This is a genomic window from Sphingomonas naphthae, assembly GCF_028607085.1.
GTDB classification, from domain to species: Bacteria; Pseudomonadota; Alphaproteobacteria; order Sphingomonadales; family Sphingomonadaceae; genus Sphingomonas_Q; species Sphingomonas_Q naphthae.
The window spans coordinates 1,250,236-1,271,704 of record NZ_CP117411.1; the positions used below are offsets into that span (position 1 = coordinate 1,250,236).

Genomic DNA, 21,469 nt, shown 5'->3' on the forward strand with positions numbered 1-21,469 from the left:
CCTATCGAGTGAGACCGACATGATCGAACGCGTACCTTTCGGCCGCACGGACTTCACCGTGCCCGCCTTCGGCTTCGGCGCGGCCGGCCTGCCCGCCGACGACGACGCCAGCGCCTTCAAGGTGATGGCCCATGCCGTCGAGAAGGGCATCAACTTCTTCGACACCGCCGATCTCTACGGCATCGGCCTGAACGAGAGCCAGATCGGCCGCTTCCTGAAGACCATGCCCGCCGGCAGCGTCATCATCGGCACCAAATATGGCTCGATGCCCAAGGGCGAGAACGGCCTGCCCGGCGTCAACAACAAGCCCGAGCATATCCAGGCCGCCTGCGAAGCCTCGCTCAAGCGGCTCGGCGTGGACGTGATCGACGTCTATTACATGCACCGCCGCGATCCCGACGTGCCGGTCGAGGAGTCGGTCGGCGCGATGGCGCGGCTGATCGAGCAGGGCAAGGTCCGCGCGCTGGGCCTCTCCGAAGTCTCTGCCGCCACGCTGCGCGCCGCTTACGCCGTCCACCCGATCGCCGCCGTCGAGAGCGAATATTCGCTCTGGTGGCGCGGCGTGGAGGATGAGGTGCTGCCCGCCTGCCGCGAACTGGGCGTCACGATGGTGCCGTTCAGCCCGCTCGGCCGCTCCTTCCTGACCGGCAAGCTGTCCGGCTCGTCGACCGGCAGCGATCTGCGCTCGACCCTGCCGCGCTTCCAGGCCGACGCGCTCGCAAAGAACCAGCTTCTCGTCGATCAGCTCGCCCTGTTCGCGCAGGGCAAGGGCTTCACCACCGCGCAGGTCGCGCTCGCCTGGCTGCTCGGCCAGAATGACGCCACCACGTCGGTCGTGCCGATCCCCGGCACCAAGCGCACCGAATATCTCGACCAGAATCTCGGCGCGCTGGAGGTGAAGCTCACCCCCGACGAGCTGGACGAACTGGCGACCATCTTCGCGCCCGAAGCCATCGTCGGCGATCGCTATTCCGAGGTCGAGGCCGCCCGCGCGGGCCTCTGATCCCACCCATTCACCAGGACGGGCGGGGGGCATCCGCCCGATCACATCGGGGACAAAACATATGAGCATCAAGCCGAGGATCGCGGTGATCGGGGCAGGGCTGGGCGGCGTGACCTGCGCCATCCTGCTCCAGAAGATGGGCCATGACGTCGTGATCTACGAACAGGCCCCGCGCCTGGCGCGCATCGGCGCCGGCATCGGCCTGGGGCCGAACGTGTTGAAGGTGATGCGCGAAGCGGGCGTGATGGACCAGATGATGGACATCGGCATCGTCCACCAGAGCAGCTACAGCCGCGTCTGGGATACGGGCGAAATCCTGTGGAACCGCCGCGACAACGACTGGGCGGAGAAATACGGCCTGCCGCCGCTCACCATGCACCGCGGCGACATGCTGACGGTGCTGTCGCGCGCGCTCAAGCCCGGCACGATCGTGTTCAACAAGCAGCTGCTCGATATCGGCACGCGCATGGGCGAGACCCAGCTGCTCTTCACCGACCAGACCGAATATGAGGCCGACATCGTCATCGGCGCGGACGGCGTGAACTCCAAGGTGCGCGAGATCCTGCTCGGCTACGAGCCGCCGATCTACACCGGCTTCGTCGCCTATCGCTCGATCTATCCGTCCAGCCTGCTCGGCGATTTCAAGGTCAGTTCGGACGCGGCGAAATGGTGGTCGGACGATCGCCATCCCGCGCAGGAGGACCGCCACTTCATCATCTATTACCTCACCAAGCAGCGCGACGAGATCTATTTCGTCACCGGCTCGCCCGCGCCTGACTGGCCCGGCGGCGTGTCCTCGATCCCCGCCACCAAGAAGGAGATCAAGGAATGCTACGAAGGCTTCCATGACGAGGTGCAGAGGGTGATCGACGCCGCCCCCGCCGCCTCCAAATGGCCGCTGCTCGAACGTAATCCTTTGCCGCTGTGGAGCCGCGACAATATCGTCGTGCTGGGCGATGCCTGCCACCCGATGAAGCCGCACATGGGGCAGGGCGCCGGCATGGCGATCGAGGATGCCGCCATTCTCGCCCGCTGCATCGACGCGGCGAGCGGCAATTTCACCGCCGCCTTCCGCCGCTACCGCGCCAACCGCATCGAACGCACCAGCAGGGTCCAGCGCGAGAGCCACGAGAATGTCTGGATGAAGCACCCGACCGACCCCAGCTGGGTCTACGGCTATGACGCGACGACGATCGATCTGGTCTCGGAGGACACGCTGGTCGATTGATGTCTCCCGTCGCCCCCGCGCAGGCGGGGGCCCATCTCTCCCTCCTCGCACGGTGGCGGTTGTGGAGAAAGACATGGATCCCCGTCTGCGCGGGGATGACGGGATAGATGGAACCGTTCGTGCTGAGCGAAGTCGAAGCACGTGTCCCGCGCGGTATCGTCCAGTCGCACGTCCTCCGACTTCGCTCAGGACGAACGGCGAGAGTGGTTGGAATGACATGACCGACGCAACACCCACCCGCCTCGCCGCCCTCGGCCGCTGGCAATGGCCGCCGCTCATCGTGGCGGCCGTCGTCATGTCCTGGCTGTTCGGCCTCGCCGGAATCAACGCCGCGATGTTCCTGGCGCCGATGGTCGCCGGCCTCATCTTCGCTTTCTCCGGCTCCGATCTGAAGATGCCGCGTCAGGCGACCATCGCCTCGCAAGGCGTGATCGGCGTGATCGTCGCCCGCTCGCTGGAGGCCGACGTGCTGGCCTTCGTGGCGAGCCATCCCTTCCCCGTCGCCTTCGTCATCGTCGCCACGGCGGCGGCCAGCTGCCTCGTGGCGTGGGGCCTGTTCCGCTTCAGCCCGCTCGACGACGAGACCGCCGCCTGGGGATCTATGCCGGGCGCCGCCAACATCATGGTCGCCTTCGCCGCCGAATATGGCGGCGACACGCGGCTGGTGGCGCTGATGCAATATCTCCGCCTGATCCTGGTCGTCGGCAGCGCCTCGCTCGTCGCCTCGCTGCTCACCAGCATGATGCCGCACGGCCCGATCGACCCGGCGGTGGGCGCTCTGAAGGCCGCCGCGCCGAGCGACGCGCAGATCGGCTGGACGATCCTGCTCGCCATCGTCGGCGTGATCGCGGGCAAGCTCTCGCGCATCCCCGCCGGGCCGCTGCTCGTCACCGCGTTGCTGGGGGCGGTGCTGCACCTCAACGGCATCCTCGATCCGGTCCTGCCGCACTGGATGCTGGCCGTCTCCTACGGCCTGATCGGCCTCTACGTCGGCCTCCAGTTCAACCGCGCGATCATGCTGGTCGCGGTGCGCAGCCTGCCCGCCATGGCGATCGCGATCGTCGTTCTGATCCTGCTCTCCAGCCTGGTCGGCATCGCCTTCGCCTGGATGCTCAACCTCGATCTCGTCACCGGCTACCTGGCCACCAGCCCCGGCGCGATCGACTCGATCGCCATCCTCGCCCTCGGCAGCAACGCGACGATGTCGGTGGTGATGGCCGTCCAGGCGATCCGCTTCTTCGCGGTGATCCTGATGGCCCCCTATCTGGTGAAACTCATCCACCTCGGCCGCAAATGGAAACCGGCCTAGAGTAGCGCCGGCTGGGCCATTTCCTCCACTTCGTCATGCGCGATGCCCGACAGGGTCAGCCCCAGCAACCGCACCGGGCGGGGCAAAGGGAGGAGGGCGCGGAGCAGGACTTCGCCGGCGGCGAGGAAAGCGTCGCGGCTGTCGAGGGGGGCGGGGATGGAGCGGGCGCGGGTGATGGTGCGGAAATCGTTGTAGCGCACCTTGAGGGTGACGGTGCGGCCGTGGGCCTCCTTGCGATCGACCCGCTCCCACGCGGCATCCGCCACCCGGCCCAGCGCGTCGAGCAATTCGGCTTCTTCCTTCAGATCCTCGAAGAAGGTCCGCTCGGCGCCGATCGACTTGGCGAGGCGATGGGCGCGCACCTGCCGCTCGTCCTGCCCCCGCGCCGCGCCATAGAGATAGGCGGCGAAGGAGCCGAAGTGGGTCCGCAGATACTCGAGTGAATGGGTGCGCAGGTCGGCGCCCGTCAGGATCCCCAATTTCTCCATCCGTGCCGCCGTCACCGGGCCGACGCCGTGGAAGCGCTTCACCGGCAGCGCGGCGACGAAGGCCGGGCCTTTCGCTGGCGGGATCACGCACAGGCCATCGGGCTTGTTCTGATCCGACGCGAGCTTGGCGATGAACTTGTTGTAGGAGACGCCCGCCGAGGCGGTGAGGCCGGTCTCCGCCTTGATCCGGGCGCGGATTTCCTCGGCGATGGCGCGGGCCGATCCCAGGCCCTGCCGATCCTCGGTCACGTCGAGATAGGCTTCGTCGAGCGACAGCGGCTCGATCAGATCGGTGTAATCGGCGAAGATCGCGCGGATCTGGCGGGAGATTTCGGAATAGACCTCGAAGCGGGGCTTCACGAACACCAGCTCCGGGCAGCGGCGGATCGCGGTGACCGAGGGCATGGCCGATCGTACGCCATAGACGCGCGCCTCGTAGCTGGCGGCCGCCACCACGCCGCGCGCCTTGCTGCCGCCCACGGCCACCGGCCGCCCGCGCAGCGACGGATCGTCGCGCTGTTCGACCGACGCGTAGAAGGCATCCATGTCGACATGGATCACCTTGCGCTGAACGGGCTCCGGCCCGGTGGAAGATACGATCTCGGCCATCGGATTCGCTGTGGATTTCCTAGACGACACAAACTATGTTCGTCAAATGTTCCATACTTTCATGCCGAGCGGTACAAAACTTTGGGACAAGCTGGTGGCGTAAGTATCTGTTTTTCAATCAATCCTGTTTCGGGCCGGGAATAAAATCCACCGAGGCCTCTTGCCGCTGACATCGCACCGCAACATAAGTCCGGCCAAAGGGGTTCCAATGAAAAAGATAGTCCCGCTCCTTACGCTGGTTCTGGTCGCATGCGGCAAGACCGATGCCCCGCCCCCGCCGCCGCCCACGGTCTCCGTCGCCAATCCGCTCGTCCGCGATGTGGTGGACTGGGACGATTATACCGGCCGGTTCGAGGCGCCGCAGGATGTGGAGGTGCGCGCGCGCGCCACCGGCAACATCACCCGCATCTTCTTCCGCGACGGCCAGGACGTGCGCCGGGGCCAGCCCCTGTTCGAGATCGACCCGCGCACCTATCGCGCCCGTTTCCAGCAGGCCCGCGCCCAGCTGCTGCGCGCGCAGGCGGCGCTGGCCAACGCCCGCACTGTAGAGGCGCGATCGAAGAAGCTGCTCGAATCGCAGGCCGTCAGCCGCGAGGAATATGAGCGCGATCAGGCGGCGCTGCGCACGGCCGAGGCCGATCTCGCCGCCGGTCGGGCCGAGGTGGAGGCGGCGCGCGTGTCGCTCGACTTCACTGTCGCCCGCGCGCCCTTCGCCGGCCGCGTCTCCGATCGCCGGGTGAGCCTGGGCGATGCCGTGGCGGACGGCACGACCGTTCTCACCCGCGTCGTCTCGCTCGATCCGATCTGGTTCGCGTTCGAGGGGGCCGAGAGCTTCTATCTGAAGAATCTCCGCCAGGATCAGCGCGGCGAGCGCGGCTCCTCGCGCTATACCGCCAACCCGGTCGAGGTGCAGCTGGCCGACGAGAGCGGCTATCGCTGGAAGGGGCGGATGATCTTCCTCGACAATGCGGTGGACGAGCAATCCGGCACGATCCGCGCCAAGGCGCTGATCGCCAACCCGACGCGCTTCCTCACCCCCGGCATGTATGGCCGCGCCCGCCTGCTCGGCTCCGGCACCTATCGGGCGATGCTGATTCCCGAAGAGGCGATCGTGACCGACCAGACCCGCAAGGTGACCTATGTGGTCGGCCGCGACGGCAAGACGGCGCAGCGCCAGGTCGAGACCGGCCCGCTGGTCGACGGGCTGCGTGTGGTGAAGGCGGGGCTCGCGCCGACCGACATGCTGGTGCTGACCGGCCTCGGCCGGATGCAGCCGGGCATGGCGGTGACGCAGAAGAAGACCGTCATCAAGCCGCGCGCCAGCTTCCAGAACGCGCCCAAGACACAGGCGCTGACGACCCCGCCCTCCGCCGAGGCGACCGCCTCGACCGGCGATTGAGGCCGGCCCGGCGATGAAATTCCCCCATTTCTTCATCGATCGCCCGATCTTCGCGGCGGTGCTGTCGATCCTGATCGTGATCGTCGGCGCGATCGCCTATCCGACCCTGCCGACCGCGCAATATCCCGAGATCGCGCCGCCGACGGTGGTGGTGACCGCCACCTATCCGGGCGCGAGCGCCGAAACCCTAGCCGAGACCGTGTCGGCGCCGATCGAGCAGGCGATCAACGGCGTGCAGGACATGATCTACATGTCCTCCTCCTCGACCGGCAACGGCACCGTGCAGATCACCGTCAGCTTCGCGCAGGGGGTGAACGTCGATCAGGCGCAGGTGCTGGTGCAGAACCGCGTCTCCACGGCCGAGCCGCGCCTGCCGGAAGACGTGCGCCGCATCGGCGTGACGGTGAACAAGAGTTCGCCCGATCTGCTGCTGGTGTCCTTCTTCTACTCGCCGGACAAGTCGCTCGATCAGCAATATATCGCCAATTACGTCACCTTGCAGGTGCTGGACCGCATCTCGCGCGTGCAGGGCGTGGGCAGCACGCTCGCGGTCGGCGGGCGCGATTACAATATGCGGATCTGGATCGATCCCGGTCTGGCCGCCGCGCGCGACATGACCGTGGACGAGGTGGTCGCCGCGATCCGCGCGCAGAACGTGCAGGTTGCCGCCGGCTCGGTCGGCCAGCCGCCGTTCGGGAAGGGCAGCGCGGCCTTTGAGCTGGGCATCCAGACCAAGGGCCGCCTCACCAGCCCCGAGGAATTCGGCCAGGTCATCGTCAAGCGCGACGATCGCGGCCGGCTGACCCGCCTGCGCGACATCGCCCGCATCGAGCTGGGCGCGCAGGATTACGGCACTAATTCCTACATGGGTGAAAAGACGGCGGTGGCGCTGGGCGTCAACCAGTTGCCGGGCTCCAACGCGCTCACCACGTCGGAGGCGGTGCGCAAGGAACTGGCGGAGATCGCCAAGGGCTTCCCGCCGGGCATGGCCTATAGCGTTCCCTACGATTCCACCGTCTACATCCAGGAATCGATCAACGAGGTCGTCCATACGCTGGTCGAGGCGGTGATCCTCGTCGCGCTGGTGGTGCTGATCTTCCTCCAGAGCTGGCGCGCGGCGATCATCCCGATCATCGCCATCCCCATCTCGCTGGTGGGTTCGCTCGCGGTGCTGGCGGCGTTCGGTTACTCGCTGAACAGCCTGTCGCTGTTTGGGCTCGTCCTCGCCATCGGCATCGTCGTCGACGACGCGATCGTCGTGATCGAGAATGTCGAGCGGCTGATGAAGGAGGAGGGGCTCGGCCCCCGCGAGGCCGCGCACAAGACGATGGACGAAGTGTCCGGCGCGCTCATCGGCATCGCGCTGGTGCTGGTCGGCGTGTTCGTGCCGACGATGTTCATCCCCGGCATTTCAGGCCAATTCTACAAGCAGTTCGCGCTGACCATCTCGTCGGCGACCTTGATCTCGGCCTTCGTCTCGCTGACGCTGTCGCCCGCGCTGGCGGCGATCATTCTGCGCCCGCAGCATGACGCCACGGTGCGCCCCGGCTGGCGCGGCTGGCCGGCCAAGGCGGCCAACGGCTTCAATCACGGGTTCGAGCGGCTGTCGGATCGCTACGGCAAGCTCACCGCGCGGCTCGTGCGCATGCTGGCGGTGATCGGCATCGTCTATGTGCTGCTGATCGGCATCGCGGGCTGGCGCTTCTACGCGACGCCGACGGGCTTCATCCCGACACAGGATCAGGGCTATCTGATCGGCGTGGTGCAATTGCCGCCGGGCTCGTCGCTCGACCGCACCGATGCGGTGCTGCGCGAGGCGATCGGCATCGCCATGAAGAATCCCGCGATGAAGACCGCGATCGGCTTCGCGGGCTTCGACGGCGCGACCTTCAGCAACGCGCCCAACGCCGGCGCCATCTTCTTCACGCTCAAGGACCATGGCGACCGCGACGCGACCGCCGAGCAGGTGATGGGCCAGCTCTACGGCGCGTTCGGCGGCATCACCGGCGGCGACATCCTCGTCATCCAGCCGCCGCCCGTGAACGGCATCGGCACCGGCGGCGGCTTCAAGATGATGATCGAGGATCGGTCCGGCGCGGGCTATGCCGCGCTCGCCGCCGCGACGATGCAGATGATGGCCGGCGCCAACGCCCAGCCGGGGGTGGCGGGTGCCTTCTCCACCTTCAACGTCGGCACGCCGCGCCTGACGGCCGATATCGATCGCGAGCGGGCGGAGCGGATGGGCGTGCCGGTGCAGAACGTCTTCTCGACGCTCTCGGCCTATCTCGGCTCGGCCTATATCAACGACTTCAACTTCCTCGGCCGCACCTTCCGCGTGACCGCGCAGGCCGATGCGCCCTATCGCAACCAGCCGTCGGACATCCCCCAGCTCAAGACGCGCTCGGCCACCGGCCAGATGGTGCCGCTGGCGGCCGTGCTGGACGTGAAGAACGATGCCGGCCCGTATCGCGTGGTGCGCTACAATCTGTATCCGGCGGCCGAGTTGCAGGGCGATACCAAGCCCGGCTTCTCGACCGGCCAGTCGCTGAAACAGATGGAGGAACTGGCCGCCAAGACGCTGCCCAAGGGCTTCTCGTTCGACTGGACGGAGCTGGCCTATCAGCAGAAGCAGGCGGGCAATACCGGCATCATCGCCTTCGGCCTGGCGGTGGTGTTCGTCTTCCTGCTGCTCGCGGCGCTCTACGAAAGCCTCGTGCTGCCGCTGGCGGTGATCCTGATCGTGCCCATGTGCCTGCTGGCCGCCATCGTCGGCGTCGGCCTGTTCGGGATGGACAATAATATCCTGACGCAGATCGGGCTGGTCGTGCTGATTGGCCTGGCCGCGAAGAACGCCATCCTGATCGTGGAATTCGCCAAGCAGGGCGAGGACGAGGGCCTGTCGATCCGCGACGCGGCGCAGCGTGCCGCGCATCAGCGCATGCGGCCGATCATCATGACCTCGATCGCCTTCATCCTCGGCGTGCTGCCGCTGGTGATCGGATCGGGGCCGGGATCGGAGATGCGCAAGGCGCTGGGCGTGGCGGTGTTCTGCGGGATGATCGGCGTGACCCTGTTCGGCCTGATCTTCACGCCGGCCTTCTACGTCATCAGCCGCACGCTGGGCGTGAAGCTGAAGGCGATGTCCGATCGGATGCGCCATAAGCGCCATCCCGCCGGCGAGCAGGAGGCCGGGGCATGAAGCGGCCGCTGATCCCCGTCGTCGCCGCCCTCGCGCTGTCGTTGTCGCTGTCGGCCTGCGCGGTAGGGCCGAATTACGTGAAGCCCGCCTCGACGCCCGCGCGCGACGGCACCTTCGTCGATCCCGCCGCCGCGCGGGCCGATGCGGTCACGCCCGCGCCGGTGCCGGCGGGCACATGGTGGCGGCTGTTCGACGATCCGGTGCTCGATCGCCTGATCGCCGACGCGCTGGCCCACAATGCCGACGTGCGCGAGGCGGCCGCCAACGTCCGCAAGGCGCGTGCCCTGCTGTCGGAAGCGAAGACCGATCGCCTGCCGACGACCAACCTGAGCGGCGGCTATACCCGCAACCGCATCGGCCTCGGCGCGGCGGTGGCGCAGGGGGCGATCGGCGGCACGACGCCCGCGCCCGGCGGCCCGAGCCATATCGACTATGATTTCTACCAGACCGGGATCGACGCCTCCTACGAGGTCGACCTGTTCGGCCGTGTGTCGCGCTCGGTCGAGGCGGCGCGTGGCGAATGGGTCGCGACCGAGGCCGATCTCGACGCGGCGCGCATCGCCGTCGCCGCCGAGACGGCGCGCACCTACGCCACCGCCTGCGCCTCGGCCGAACAGGCCCACGTCGCGCGCGAGACGGCCGAATTGCAGGGCCGCACGCTCGACCTCACCCGCCGCCTCTACGATGGCGGGCGCGGCACCCAGCGCGATATCGATCAGGCCAATGTGCTGGCGCAGCAGGCGCTGGCGCAGGTGCCCACGTTCGAGGCGGATCGCCGCGCGGCGCTCTATGCGCTGGCCGCGCTCACCGGCCGGCCGCCGCGCGAGTTCGACCAACAGGCGGCGCAATGCACCGTCACCCCGCGGGTCACCACGGCCATCCCGATCGGCGACGGTGCCGCGCTGCTCGCCCGCCGGCCCGACGTGCGCGCGGCCGAGCGACGGCTGGCGGCGCAGACCGCCCGGATCGGCGTGGCGACGGCGGCGCTGTTCCCGAAGATCACGCTGGGCGGCAACGCCACGCTCGGCGCGCAGCGGCCCGGCGATCTCGGCAAGGCGAGCAGCTTCGGCTTCTCGCTCGGCCCGCTGATCTCGTGGAGCTTCCCCAACATCTCGGTCGCGAGGTCGCGGATCAGGCAGGAACGGGCCGAGACCGAGGCGGCGCTCGCCCGCTTCGACGGCACCGTGCTGACCGCGCTGACCGAGGCTGAATCGGCGCTGGCCCGCTATTCGGGCGCGCTCGACAGCGACGCGGCGCTCACCAGCGCGGCGGCCTCGGCGGAAAACGCCGCCCGCCTGTCCCGCGTCCGCTTCGATGCCGGCCGCGACAGCTTCCTCCAGTTGCTCGACGCCGAACGCGCCCGCGCCTCGTCGCGCGCCGCACTGGCGGAAGCGCGCGCGGCGCTCACCGAAGCACAGGTCGGCCTGTTCGCGGCGTTGGGCGGCGGCTGGGAAGAGGCGGCACAAGCAGAGAAAGCCAAATAGGTAATGGCTTTGCGGGCCGGGCATTCGGGCTGTTAAACGACGCAAATGCTTCCCACGCGGTGCCCGGTCGCGATCGAGCCGGGCGCCCGCGCGGGATGCCTGACGCTCAGAAGCTGCCCTGCAACGGGGATGGCTGCGGATCGATAACGGGGTCGCTTGGCGCGGGCGGGATGGGGTCGACCGGAGTCGGCACCGGATCGTCGACGGGGGTCTGCTCGGGCACTTCGGGAACTGGTGGCTGGCTGGCCATGAATCGTCTCCTTCGCAATAAGCTGCCAACGAGACGCATCGCCTTTGGATGCAACCGCCGGTCCAGAAAGCCTTGCCGTTCCGCGCTTTCTGTCCGTTCGCTTCCGAAACGGATCGTTATGGCCCTTGGGCAGGCGGGAACAGCGCTTGCCTTCGATGCGTCTGAAAATGCAGACTATTAACCATCAGCTTTTGGATCGAGGCGATCATGGCACGCACGCAGCGGGCGGATATGGCAACGGAGGCAGAGTCGCTCCGGGGTACGATTCTTCGGGCAGGCCGCAATCTGCCGGAGGAGGAATTGTTGCGTCTCGCGGATGACCTCTATGCTCTGGTCAGGGCACGCCGCCGCGACCATGAAGGCGGCGGGCCTGTCGGCATGCCCATGGCGTCACGCTGGGCGACGTCGCTCGTTCCCGAGGGCGGTAGTTTCTGGGCCGTACAGCCGTTCGACCATAGAAACCGCGAATAAGCTGATCTCGTTCTCCTCCCTCGGCTCCTTCGTGGCGAGGCTCTCGACCTTACTTTAATGCATCGGCGCTGAGTGCCTTGCAATCGATCGGCGTGACGACGGGGCGGTGGTTGCCGGTGCTGAGACCTTTCAGGATCGCGGCCGCCTTGGCAAAAGCGCCTTTGCCCCGCACCGATTCCGGAACCAGTTGAACGTCCGGCTTGCTCAGCGAGCCTTTCAGCCGGATCGGCGCCTCGAGCTGGATCGCGCCAGGATCCTTGGCGCGACCCGTGAAGGCAAGGTCCACCGTTTCCGATGGCAGGCGGATCACCCCCTCGCCATTCGCCCGGCTGATCTCCGTATCGACCAGCATCCGGCGCGCATCGACCCGGCCCGGCGTCAGGCGCAGTTGGGCGACGACGCAGCGGACGGACGTGCGGCTGCCGTCGCTGCCGCCGATCGCGCGGCCGGCCGCCTTCAGCACGTCACCGCTGGCGGCGATCGCCAGCGTGCGATCGACGCTGGCGCCTTGCCCCGCGAGACCGATGGATCCGCCGGCATTCGCCAGCGCGGCGCGGATCGTCCGCCCTGTACCGGTCACGCGGAGCCGGCCCGCGATCGGCCCGGCGATCCGGTTGCTGCCGACCAGATCCTCCAGCCGGGCGCCCGTCATGGTGAGATTCACCGACAGCTTCGGATCGCCCGTGCGGTGATCCACCGCCATGCGTCCGTTCATTCGCCCGTGCGGCAGGCTGATCGTCAGTGGCGTGAGCGTCAGCAGGCGATGATCCATCGTCATCACCGTCCGGACACCGCGGAAATACATGGGGCCTTCGCCGATGAGCCGCGCGACATGGATGCGCAGCGTCCCGTCGGTACGGGCGAGTTTCTCGAAATGGATTTCAGTGTCGGGGATGACGCGCGGGCCGATGGCGCGCTGTCGGGCGGCGGCACGGGCGCGGCCCGCGCTGGAGGCAAGGTCGGCGAAGTCGAGCGCGGCGAAGCGGACGCTCCCGTCTAGGATGGTGCGCTCTTCACGCTTGCGCACCGTGAGGTCGCCCGCCAGCGGTGAGCGACCGATCCGCCCCGTCAGCCCCGAGATCGTCCAGTCGGGGCGATCGTGTCGCACCGTGGCAGTCAGGCTGACGGGTTGCGTGCCGGGCAATCCGGCCTCGATCACATCGTCGAGATAGCGGGCGTCGCCGGCCCAGGCCGCGATCGTCGCCTTCATCTGGCCGATCGCCAGCGGTCGATCGGTGCGCCCTTGCCCCTGAAAGCGTAGCAGGGGCGAGGCCAGCGCGATGCGGAACCCCCAGGGCCGATCGCGCACCACGGGCCCGCTATCGAGGCGGAGCGTCATGGGGCGCCCACGATGCGTGCCCCGGCCGTGGAGGCGGAGCCCGCGCGCGTCGGCCGACCAGCCGGCATCGATCGTCATGTGCCGCTTGGCGTCGCTGAGGATCAGCCGGCTGTTCCGCACGGTGAGTTGCTCCAGCGCCTGCCCGCCGCTGCCGCCGCCGGCCTTGCCATCGCTCTCGAAGCTCCACCGCCCGGCGGCATCCCGTGCCAGCCGTACCGTCACGCCGTCGAGCGTCGCGGATTCGATGCGGAGCCGGCCGACCAGCACCGGAAGTACGGCAAAACGCACCGCCAGTCGCCGCGCGCGGATGATCTCCGCCTGCCTTGGCTGCGCGACCACCAGATCGCGTATCTCGATCGTCGGGTGGAAGGATAGCCCGGTCTGCCGTGTCATCGACCCGATCGAGACCGGCGCGCCGAAGCGGTCGGCGAGGCGCGTGGCGATCTGCCCTTTCAAGAGCTGCCACGGCACGGCCGCGAGGGCGATGAGCAGGAGCAGACCGGCCACGACCGCGATGCCGATCAGGCGAAGCGCGCGGGCCGGGCGGGGAGGGGGCGTTGCAGTCTCGCTCGTCATCGTGCGCGGCCCAACGGCTCGCGACGATTTTGGTGCCGCTCCACTGTATTGGCCCGTTCACAAATGATCGGTACGCATGGCGCCTGTGGCTTGTCCGTTATGGCGGCGTCATGGTGATGAGAGCCGCAATGACGGTCATTGCCCCTGATCGTGGTGCGGCTCTCACAGAATGTGGGGCACGGGTGTGAACGCAGAGAGCTGGTTTCTGGTACTGATCAATATCGTCGAGGTTCTCCTGCTGGTGCGCGTCGCGATGATGATCCGATCGCTCAACAGCCTGCACGATCACACGATGAAGATGGTGGGCCGCGCGGTTGCCGACCTCACAGCGGCGGCGCAGCGGCTGGAGGCGGCAGGCGGCAAAACCCCGTCCGATGCCATCGCGGGCGATCCATTGACGAACAGAGGCGTCGCCAGCACGGCTTGATCGTTGTTCGCTTAATGTTCTAATGCTTGTCCATCGAGTCGGGCGGCGCCCGCAGATCGACAGGAGCATGACATGCAGCACGACGTGCGGCTGAGGGCCGCCGCGCGGGCCGTCTTCGACGCCTGCTACCCCAGTGACGACTGGTCGCCGATCGGCTTCGAGGAAGCCGAGCAGCGCGGCACCGTCCATTATCGGCAGGCGGTGGAGGCGGTGCTGCTATGCCGCGCGGAATTGGCCGCCGTCGACCAGCCGAGGCTGCTGTGAGCGTCCGATCCGCCAAGGTCGATCCGGCGCAACTGGGCCTGGATCTCACCGCGTTCTTGCCGATCGCGCCGCCGCCGCCCTTGCCGGTCAGGATCGTGCCGCCGCAGCCTGTGATCGTCGATGAGCCGGCAGCGGTTGAGCCGCCGGCCGCCGACAGTCCGCCGTTTGGGACGTGGCTGGTTGGCCAGGTCCAGAGCCGGAGCGACTGGATCGGCGGTCTGGCCAAGTCGGCCAGGGCCGATCCCTCGTTTCCACGGCGCGGCAACCCGGATGCTGTCCGCCATTATCTGTCGCAGCGCGGCGCGGACGGCGACATGTTCGAGGCGATCGATGATGCCGAACGGGCATGGCAGCGGTCATAGTCCATCCGGCCGACATCCGATCGATCGGACTTGGCGAACAGGCTATCCGCCGCCTGAGCAGGGCGGGGCGCTGAACGGCCATTGACTGTCGGAGGCGGAAAGATCGGCACGGGTCGATCCGCGATCAACCCGTGCCGACATGTTCAAGCCGCCAGGAACGACAGCAGATCGCCCGTCAGCCGATCCTTCTCGGTCACGTTCAGGCCGTGCGGCGCGCCATCATATTCGATCAGCTGCGAACCCGCGATCAGGGCGGCGGCGGCTCTTGCCGAGGGGTCGATCGGCACGGTCTTGTCGCCGGTGCCGTGGACGATGAGGGTCGGCACGCTGAACGCCGCGCAGTCCGGGCGGAAATCGGTGCGGCCGAAGGCGTCGATGCAGGCGAGGGTGCCGGGCAGGCCGGCCTTCATCGCCTGCGCCCAGAAATGATCGAGCACCTCCTGGCTGACCGGGCTGGTGATGTAGCCGACGCCGTAGAACATCTGCGCGAAGCTGGCGAAGAAGGCGGCGCGATCCTGCTTGATCGGCGTCTTCATCTGATCCTCGAAGACGTAATCGTCGACGCCGTCGGGATTGCTGTCGTCCTTCAGCAGATAGGCGACGACCGACGAGACGAGCCCCGCCTTGTCGATACCCTTGCCACCGTGGCGGCTCATGTAGCGCGCGACCTCGCCGCCGCCCATCGAGAAGCCGACGAGCGCAGCATCGCTCACCCCGGTCGCCTCGATCACCGCCGCCAGATCGTCCGACAGCGTGTCATAATCATAGCCCGACCAGGGCTGGCTCGACCGGCCGAAACCGCGCCGATCGTAGGAAATGACGCGATAGCCGGCGTTGGCGAAGGCGAGCGCCTGATCGTCCCAGCTGTCGGCGGTGAGCGGCCAGCCGTGGAGCAGGATGACCGGTCGGCCGGCACCCCAATCCTTCACATAGAGATCGACGCCGTCCTTGGTCTTAACATAGGGCATGAGCTGCTCCTTCGGGGGTTTGGCGCTGAACGCCGCAGCCCCCGGCGGAGTGCCATCCCGCCCATCACAAATCGGGCACGTCGCGGCGCGGCGGGTTGTGCAGGGCGGGGCGCAACCGGAAGATGCTGAAGAAGAACGCGGTTATGGTGAGCCCGGCCGCGACGAACGCGGGCGTGGCGGTGGAGCCGACGCCCAGCGCCAGCAGCAGCGCCAGCAGGGTCGCGCCGAGCGTCTGGCCGGTCATGCGGGTGGTGGCGACCAGCCCGCCCGCCGCCGCCGCCCGCTCGCGCGGGGCCGAACCCAGGATCAACCGCGCGTTGGGCGAGGTGAACAGGCCGAAGCCCGTGCCGCACATCACCATCCGCCACGAGATCGAGACGAAATCGGGCTCGGCCGGCAGCCAGGCCACCAGGAACAGCCCGATCGTGGCGATCGTCATGCCGATCGCGCCGAGGATGCCGGCGGGAACCCGATCCGAGAGGAATCCCACCAGCGGTGAGGTGAACAGCATCGTCAGCGGCCAGAAGCCGAGCATCGTGCCGATCGTGGCAGGCGTGAAATCGCCGATATGCTGGAGGCGGAAGGGCAGCGACAGCAGGCAGCAGGTGGCGGCGACGAAGGCGCAGAGCGATCCCCCGGCCGACATCGCGATGGCCGGGCGGCTGAGCAGGTCGATCGGCATGACGGGCTGTGCCGCGTTCAACTCGCGACGGACGAAGATCCAGCCGATGCCGGCGCCGGCCGCGACGATGGCGGCGGCCACCGCGGGTGAATCGCCATGCACCACGCCTTCCAGCCCGCCGATCGAAAGTCCGAAGGTCAAGGCGCACAGGACTGCGGCGAGCGTGTCGTACGGCACGTCGCGCGGTTCGGGATCGGGCAGGGCACGGCCAAGCAGCAGGGAGACGATGCCCAGCGGTACGCCCGCCGCGAACACCCACGGCCAAGGCGCGACCGACAGGATATAGCCGCCCAAGGTCGGCGCGAGCGCCCCCATGCTGGCGACGATGACGGCGTTGACGCTGAGGCCGCTACCCAGATTTCTGGCCGGATAGGTGGAGCGTATCATCGCCGACGCCACCGACAGCGCCATTGCCGCCCCGATCGCCTGCGCCACGCGACAGACGAGGAGGAAGGGCAAGGACTTGGCGAAAAAGCAGAGCAGCGAGGCGATCAGGAACAGAGCCTGCCCCCGCTGATACAGCGTGCGATGCCCGATCCGGTCGCCCAGCGCCGAAAAGGGCAGCAGCCCCATCACGAGGGTCAGCTGATAGACGGTCACGACCAGTACCGCCGCCGATTCCGCGACATGCAGATCGCGCGCCAGGGTCGGCAGCGCGACGGTGGCGATGCCGCCGTCGATCACGATCAGCGCGCTGCCGAAACACAAGGCCCCGATCGCGCGGTAGCGGCGGGGCAGGGGGAGCCCGTCGGGATCGGCCGGCGGCTGCGGAGTAACGGGGCGGACGAGCGTGGCGGAGGCGGGGAAATCGTTCACGGAAGTGTCTTGGCGCCTGTCGGGCGGAGTCGGTCAAGTCCAAGCTCCTCCGGTCCAGGGACTTTCGAGCCAAAAGCCACCCGGCCATTCAGCCCCGCGACAGGGGCGCGACCGATCGGAAACGGCGCCATGCGCCCTGTGGTGGCAGAGGCTCGCCACCGGCCGTGCATGAGCCAGCGCCCTGGCGAGCGGCACAGGCTGCATCATCCCGTGCCGGGCGGCTGCGCACCTGCCGCAATCCGAAACGGCTACTCCGCCGCCTCCGCCGCGCCCGGCAACAGCCCCGTCTCGCCATACCGGGGCAGCGCCTCGATCGGCGGTAGCTCGGCGATGTCCTTCGCGCCCGTTTCGATGTTCAGCTCGCGGAACTTGCGGCCCGTGCTGGCCACGTTGCGCTCGAACGAACTGACGAAGCTGTTGTAATTGTTGACCGCGCTGCCCAGCCCGGCGCCCACCTTGCGGAGGTGCTCGCTGGCCACCGCGATGCGGTCGTGCATTTCTTTGCCGAGCGCGCCGATCGCCTTGGCTTCGGCCGCCAGTTTCTCCTGCCGCCACACCGCCGCGACCGTCCGCGCGATCGCGATCAAATTGGTCGGGGTCGCCAGCAGCACCCTCTTGTCGAAGGCGAAGTCCCACAGGGTCGGGTCGTTCTCCAGCGCGGCGGACAGGAAATGTTCGCCGGGAACGAACATGATGACATAATCGGGCGCGTCATCGAACTGCGCCCAATAGGCCTTGTTGCCGAGGCCGTTGACGTGGGCGCGCATCGCCGCCGCATGGGCCGCCAGCCCGCGTGCGCGCTCGGCCTCGTCCACCGCCGCGAAGGCGTCCTGATAGGCGTTGAGCGAGACCTTGGCGTCGATCACCAGCGCGCGGCCGCCGGGCACCTTGACGATCGCGTCGGGGCGCAGCCGGCCATCCTCGTGCGCGACCGACACTTCGGTCTGGAAATCGCAATGTTCGGAGAGGCCGCAGGTCTCCAGCACGTTCTTCAGCTGCTGTTCGCCCCAGCGGCCGCGCGCCTTGGGGGCCGAGCGCAGCGAATTGACCAGCTTGGCCGCTTCCGCCCGCACCGATTCCTGGCCCGCCCGCATCGATTCCATCAGCCCGGTGAGGTTGCCATAGGCCTCCTGCCGCGCCTTCTCGATCCGGCCGACGCCCTCCTCATATTGCTTCAGCCGCGCATCGACCGGGGCGAGCAGCGCCTTCAGCCGCTCGCCGCTCTTCTCGTCGGCCTGCTGGAAGCGTTGATCGGCGCGCTCGAGGAACTGGCGCTGCGCCTCGCCGAGCAATTTGCCGCCCACTTCGGCGAATTGCGCCGACAATGCCTCCTTGGCCTCGCGCAATTCGGTCAGCCGCGCCTCGGCCGCCGCCTCGCGCGCCGCACCGGTCGCGCGTTCGGCCGCAAGCCCACGCAGCGCCTCGTCGCGCTCCGCCGTCACCGCATCGAGGGTCGATCGCAGCAAGGGCACCGCCGCCGCCCGCTCCTCGGCGGTCGCGAGCTTCGCCGCCAGCGCGCCCGCCGCCGAGCCGCGCAGCAGCCAGCCGAGGCCGAGCCCCACCAGCAGCGCCACCACGGCCAGTCCGATCACGCCTGCGTCCAACGCCGCACCCCACCACAAGAACAGATCACGAACTTGTGCCCGCCAAAATCCAACATTGCAAGCCCCTCGCGGTCATGGGAGGAGGCGGCATGACGACCGACATCGCGATCTGCCGCGCCGCCACCCTCCTTCCCATCGCCCAGGTCGCCGCCCGGCTCGACATACCCGAAGAGGCGATCGAGCCTTATGGCCGGGTGAAGGCCAAGATCGCGCCCGAGCGCCTGCCCACCGCCACGAGCGAGGGCAAGCTCATCCTCGTCACCGCGATCAACCCCACCCCCGCCGGCGAGGGCAAGACCACCACCTCGGTCGGGCTGGCAGACGCGCTCAACCGCATCGGCAAGCGAACGGCGCTGGCGCTGCGCGAGCCTTCGCTCGGCCCCTGCTTCGGCATGAAGGGCGGGGCGGCAGGCGGCGGCCATGCCCAGGTCGCGCCGATGGAGGACATCAACCTCCACTTCACCGGCGATTTCCACGCCATCACCAGCGCGCACAATCTGCTCGCGGCGATGATCGACAATCATATCCACTGGGGCAACAAACTCGGGCTGGACGTGCGGCGCATCGTCTGGCGGCGGGTGCTCGACATGAACGATCGGGCGCTGCGCGACATCGCCCAGTCGCTCGGCGGGGTCGCCAACGGTTTCCCCCGCGAATCCGGCTTCGACATCACCGTCGCTTCCGAAGTGATGGCGATCCTGTGCCTCGCCCGCGATCTGGCGGATCTGGAGCGGCGGCTGGGCGACATCATCGTCGGCACCCGCGCCGATCATTCCCCCGTCACCGCGCGCGACCTGAAGGCGGACGGGGCGATGGCGGTGCTGCTGAAGGATGCGATCCGCCCCAACCTCGTCCAGACCTTGGAGAACAACCCGGCCTTTCTCCACGGCGGCCCCTTCGCCAACATCGCCCACGGCTGCAATTCGGTGATCGCCACCCGCACCGCGCTGGGGCTGGCGGATTATGTCGTGACCGAGGCGGGCTTCGGCGCCGATCTGGGGGCGGAGAAGTTCTTCGACATCAAATGCCGGCAGGCGGGCCTCGACCCGGCGGCGGCGGTGATCGTGGCGACGGTGCGCGCGCTCAAGATGAATGGCGGCGTCGCCAAGGCCGATCTGGCGGCCGAGGATGTGGAAGCGGTGCGGCGCGGCGGGGTGAATCTGGCGCGCCATATCGAGAATATCCGCATGTTCGGCGTGCCCGCCGTCGTCGCGATCAACCATTTCGCGGGCGACAGCGCGGAGGAACTGGCCGCCGTCGCCGAAATCGCCCGCGCGCACGGCGTCGAGGCGATCCTGTGCCGCCACTGGGCCGAGGGCGGCGCGGGCGCGGAGGCGCTGGCCCATGCGGTGGTCGCGCTGACCGAGACGCCCGGCCAGTTCGGCTTCCTCTACGACGACGATCTGCCGCTGTTCGACAAGATCAACACCGTCGCCACCCGCATCTACCGCGCCGAGGGGGCGGTGGCCGAACCGGCGGTGCTGGCCAAGCTGGCGCGCTGGGAGAAAACTGGCCACGGCCGCCTGCCGGTGTGCATGGCCAAGACGCAATACAGCTTCTCCACCGACCCGAGCCTGCTGGGCGCGCCGACCGGCCATATCGTGCATGTGCGCGAGGTGCGGCTGGCGGCGGGCGCCGGCTTCGTGGTGGCGATCTGCGGAGACATCATGACGATGCCGGGCCTGCCGAGGGTGCCGGCGGCGGAGAGCGTGCGGTTGAATGCGGAGGGGTTGATCGAGGGGCTGTTCTAGGGGGCGGCTGGCTGCCCCTTACGATCCGGTGCTCCGGCGCAGGCCGGAGCCCAGGGTTATTCGAGCGGAGCGCGTGTGGCCCCTGGACTCCTGCTTTCGCGAGACCTTTGCGTAAGTGGTGTCTGGACAGATTTGCGAATGAGCCGGCGGCGCGATCGGTCGGTTGCGCTTAGCGCTGGGTTGGCGTGAGCCCTTGGGGGTGAAGATGAGGGTTCACCGGGCTGCGGCGCGGGCAAGGTTCCATGCGGTGAGGGTCAGGAGGGTGGCGCAGGTGTTGCGAGCCAGGCCCATGAGCCGCATTCGCGCCAGTCCGTAGGATCGTTTGAGGGTTCCGAACACCGCTTCGATCCTGCCGCGCCGGTAGCCGATGAGCCGGTTGCGCCATGTCTCGCGGGGTGTGAGGGGCCGGCCGGTGCCGGCCTTCTTCTGGACGCGGTTGCGGATGCCGTCGCGGGCCAGCCGCTCGCGCAGGCGGGGACCGACGTAGCCTTTGTCCGCATAGACGGCCGTTTCGTCGCCACAGACGAGATGATGGCCCTGATCGACGTCGGCGACGTTGGCGCCGGTCACGATAGCCCGGCGCACGATGCCCGTCCCCAGATCGACCGCGGCGTGCAACTTGTAGCCGAACCGCGCCTGGCCGTTCGCGCTTTTGACCCAGCGCGCGTCGGGATCGGCCTGCGACCGACCGCCGCCCTTCTGGCGGTGCGGTTCGGCCGCCGCCGCCTCGATCACCGTCGCGTCGATCAGCGTGCCCGAACGGATCGTCACGCCCTGTGCGTCCAACTGCCGGCCGACCTCGGCGAAGATGCCGTCCGCCAGTCCCCGGTCGGCCAGAAGCGTCCGGAACCGGCTGATCGTCGAATGATCCGGCGCGCGCTCGTCCAGCCCAAGACCCGCGAACCGCCGGAACGACAGCCGGTCGCCCAGCGCCTCCTCCATCGCGGGATCGCTCAACCCGTACCAGCCCTGCAGCAGCAATATCCGAAGCAGCGTCAGCGGCGCATAGGACGGCCGCCCTGTCCCCGACGCATAAACCCCACCGAGCAACCCCTCCAGCCGACCCCAATCCAGCAATTCCGCGATCCGCTCGAGCCGCCGGTTGCCGCCGCCCACCACCAACACGTCCGCAAACGATCCCTGCCCCGCTTCCCGACGCATCCCATGCCTCCTCGATCCCTCAAGGAGAATGAATCACCAATCCACACCTTATGCAAAGATCTCGCTTTCGCAGGAGCAC

At 68.2% G+C, this 21,469-nt stretch carries 18 protein-coding genes; 11 read left to right on the forward strand and 7 right to left on the reverse strand.

The window, feature by feature from the left end:
• Positions 1–19: 19 nt before the first annotated feature.
• The 3 genes from PQ455_RS05900 to PQ455_RS05910 all read left to right on the forward strand — a co-directional run bounded on the left by PQ455_RS05900 (position 20) and on the right by PQ455_RS05910 (position 3,540).
• Positions 20–1,003, forward strand: coding sequence for an aldo/keto reductase (locus tag PQ455_RS05900; RefSeq protein ID WP_273690080.1), 984 nt, complete (start codon positions 20–22; stop codon positions 1,001–1,003).
• Between the two features lie 61 nt (positions 1,004–1,064).
• On the forward strand, positions 1,065–2,231 hold the full coding sequence (locus tag PQ455_RS05905; protein ID WP_273690081.1) for an FAD-dependent monooxygenase: 1,167 nt from the start codon (positions 1,065–1,067) through the stop codon (positions 2,229–2,231).
• 217 nt (positions 2,232–2,448) lie between these two features.
• Complete coding sequence (locus PQ455_RS05910) at positions 2,449–3,540, forward strand: AbrB family transcriptional regulator (RefSeq protein WP_273690082.1); 1,092 nt, start codon at positions 2,449–2,451, stop codon at positions 3,538–3,540.
• Here the strand turns inward: PQ455_RS05910 and dinB are convergent.
• The gene (dinB, locus tag PQ455_RS05915; RefSeq protein WP_273690084.1) at positions 3,537–4,637 is read right to left on the reverse strand and encodes a DNA polymerase IV; all 1,101 of its coding nucleotides are present in this window, start codon (positions 4,635–4,637) and stop codon (positions 3,537–3,539) included. The genes PQ455_RS05910 and dinB overlap by 4 nt on opposite strands.
• A gap of 208 nt (positions 4,638–4,845) precedes the next feature.
• Between dinB and PQ455_RS05920 the strand changes: the two genes are divergently transcribed.
• From PQ455_RS05920 to PQ455_RS05930, 3 genes are read left to right on the forward strand one after another with little or no spacing between them, the layout of a single operon-like run.
• Positions 4,846–6,036: an efflux RND transporter periplasmic adaptor subunit gene (locus PQ455_RS05920; protein WP_273690086.1), complete on the forward strand. Its 1,191-nt coding sequence runs from the start codon at positions 4,846–4,848 to the stop codon at positions 6,034–6,036.
• Between the two features lie 13 nt (positions 6,037–6,049).
• Complete coding sequence (locus PQ455_RS05925; protein ID WP_273690088.1) at positions 6,050–9,235, forward strand: efflux RND transporter permease subunit; 3,186 nt, start codon at positions 6,050–6,052, stop codon at positions 9,233–9,235.
• Positions 9,232–10,719, forward strand: a complete 1,488-nt coding sequence (locus PQ455_RS05930) for an efflux transporter outer membrane subunit (RefSeq protein ID WP_273690089.1) — start codon at positions 9,232–9,234, stop codon at positions 10,717–10,719. The genes PQ455_RS05925 and PQ455_RS05930 overlap by 4 nt, the downstream gene beginning before the upstream one ends.
• 106 nt (positions 10,720–10,825) lie before the next feature.
• On the opposite strand, the gene PQ455_RS05935 is transcribed toward PQ455_RS05930, so the two are convergent.
• Positions 10,826–10,969: a hypothetical protein gene (locus PQ455_RS05935; RefSeq protein ID WP_273690090.1), complete on the reverse strand. Its 144-nt coding sequence runs from the start codon at positions 10,967–10,969 to the stop codon at positions 10,826–10,828.
• Between the two features lie 207 nt (positions 10,970–11,176).
• On the opposite strand from PQ455_RS05935, the gene PQ455_RS05940 reads away from it, so the two are divergent.
• Positions 11,177–11,440 carry a hypothetical protein gene (locus PQ455_RS05940; RefSeq protein ID WP_273690092.1) on the forward strand — a complete coding sequence of 88 codons (264 nt, stop codon included), beginning with the start codon at positions 11,177–11,179 and terminating at the stop codon, positions 11,438–11,440.
• Between the two features lie 49 nt (positions 11,441–11,489).
• Here the strand turns inward: PQ455_RS05940 and PQ455_RS05945 are convergent, their stop codons facing one another.
• Positions 11,490–13,355 carry an AsmA family protein gene (locus PQ455_RS05945; RefSeq protein WP_273690093.1) on the reverse strand — a complete coding sequence of 622 codons (1,866 nt, stop codon included), beginning with the start codon at positions 13,353–13,355 and terminating at the stop codon, positions 11,490–11,492.
• Between the two features lie 184 nt (positions 13,356–13,539).
• Between PQ455_RS05945 and PQ455_RS05950 the strand changes: the two genes are divergently transcribed.
• From PQ455_RS05950 to PQ455_RS05960, 3 genes are all read left to right on the forward strand, one after another.
• Positions 13,540–13,782: a hypothetical protein gene (locus PQ455_RS05950; protein WP_273690095.1), complete on the forward strand. Its 243-nt coding sequence runs from the start codon at positions 13,540–13,542 to the stop codon at positions 13,780–13,782.
• 72 nt (positions 13,783–13,854) lie between these two features.
• Complete coding sequence (locus PQ455_RS05955) at positions 13,855–14,046, forward strand: hypothetical protein (protein ID WP_273690097.1); 192 nt, start codon at positions 13,855–13,857, stop codon at positions 14,044–14,046.
• Positions 14,043–14,408, forward strand: coding sequence for a YozE family protein (locus tag PQ455_RS05960; RefSeq protein ID WP_337958567.1), 366 nt, complete (start codon positions 14,043–14,045; stop codon positions 14,406–14,408). The genes PQ455_RS05955 and PQ455_RS05960 overlap by 4 nt, the downstream gene beginning before the upstream one ends.
• Before the next feature lie 143 nt (positions 14,409–14,551).
• Here the strand turns inward: PQ455_RS05960 and PQ455_RS05965 are convergent, their stop codons facing one another.
• The 3 genes from PQ455_RS05965 to PQ455_RS05975 all read right to left on the reverse strand — a co-directional run bounded on the left by PQ455_RS05965 (position 14,552) and on the right by PQ455_RS05975 (position 18,466).
• Positions 14,552–15,376, reverse strand: coding sequence for an alpha/beta fold hydrolase (locus PQ455_RS05965; protein ID WP_273690098.1), 825 nt, complete (start codon positions 15,374–15,376; stop codon positions 14,552–14,554).
• A gap of 64 nt (positions 15,377–15,440) precedes the next feature.
• Entirely contained in the window at positions 15,441–16,796 is a 1,356-nt protein-coding gene (locus PQ455_RS05970; protein ID WP_273691262.1) for an MFS transporter, read from the reverse strand.
• Between the two features lie 326 nt (positions 16,797–17,122).
• On the reverse strand, positions 17,123–18,466 hold the full coding sequence (locus tag PQ455_RS05975) for a DNA recombination protein RmuC (protein ID WP_420542839.1): 1,344 nt from the start codon (positions 18,464–18,466) through the stop codon (positions 17,123–17,125).
• Positions 18,467–18,567: 101 nt separating this feature from the next.
• Here PQ455_RS05975 and PQ455_RS05980 point away from each other — a divergent pair, with 101 nt between their 5' ends.
• Positions 18,568–20,229: a formate--tetrahydrofolate ligase gene (locus tag PQ455_RS05980; protein ID WP_273690099.1), complete on the forward strand. Its 1,662-nt coding sequence runs from the start codon at positions 18,568–18,570 to the stop codon at positions 20,227–20,229.
• Positions 20,230–20,442: 213 nt separating this feature from the next.
• On the opposite strand, the gene PQ455_RS05985 is transcribed toward PQ455_RS05980, so the two are convergent.
• Entirely contained in the window at positions 20,443–21,390 is a 948-nt protein-coding gene (locus PQ455_RS05985) for an IS5 family transposase (protein ID WP_273685932.1), read from the reverse strand.
• Positions 21,391–21,469 lie beyond the last annotated feature (79 nt).

Excerpts from the sequence above, each read along its gene's own strand:
- PQ455_RS05900 (WP_273690080.1), top strand. The coding sequence starts at position 20 with ATGATCGAACGCGTACCTTTCGGCCGCACGGACTTCACCGTGCCCGCC.
- PQ455_RS05905 (WP_273690081.1), top strand. The coding sequence starts at position 1,065 with ATGAGCATCAAGCCGAGGATCGCGGTGATCGGGGCAGGGCTGGGCGGC.
- PQ455_RS05910 (WP_273690082.1), top strand. The coding sequence starts at position 2,449 with ATGACCGACGCAACACCCACCCGCCTCGCCGCCCTCGGCCGCTGGCAA.
- dinB (WP_273690084.1), bottom strand. The coding sequence starts at position 4,637 with ATGGCCGAGATCGTATCTTCCACCGGGCCGGAGCCCGTTCAGCGCAAG.
- PQ455_RS05920 (WP_273690086.1), top strand. The coding sequence starts at position 4,846 with ATGAAAAAGATAGTCCCGCTCCTTACGCTGGTTCTGGTCGCATGCGGC.
- PQ455_RS05925 (WP_273690088.1), top strand. The coding sequence starts at position 6,050 with ATGAAATTCCCCCATTTCTTCATCGATCGCCCGATCTTCGCGGCGGTG.
- PQ455_RS05930 (WP_273690089.1), top strand. The coding sequence starts at position 9,232 with ATGAAGCGGCCGCTGATCCCCGTCGTCGCCGCCCTCGCGCTGTCGTTG.
- PQ455_RS05935 (WP_273690090.1), bottom strand. The coding sequence starts at position 10,969 with ATGGCCAGCCAGCCACCAGTTCCCGAAGTGCCCGAGCAGACCCCCGTC.
- PQ455_RS05940 (WP_273690092.1), top strand. The coding sequence starts at position 11,177 with ATGGCACGCACGCAGCGGGCGGATATGGCAACGGAGGCAGAGTCGCTC.
- PQ455_RS05945 (WP_273690093.1), bottom strand. The coding sequence starts at position 13,355 with ATGACGAGCGAGACTGCAACGCCCCCTCCCCGCCCGGCCCGCGCGCTT.
- PQ455_RS05955 (WP_273690097.1), top strand. The coding sequence starts at position 13,855 with ATGCAGCACGACGTGCGGCTGAGGGCCGCCGCGCGGGCCGTCTTCGAC.
- PQ455_RS05965 (WP_273690098.1), bottom strand. The coding sequence starts at position 15,376 with ATGCCCTATGTTAAGACCAAGGACGGCGTCGATCTCTATGTGAAGGAT.
- PQ455_RS05980 (WP_273690099.1), top strand. The coding sequence starts at position 18,568 with ATGACGACCGACATCGCGATCTGCCGCGCCGCCACCCTCCTTCCCATC.
- PQ455_RS05985 (WP_273685932.1), bottom strand. The coding sequence starts at position 21,390 with ATGCGTCGGGAAGCGGGGCAGGGATCGTTTGCGGACGTGTTGGTGGTG.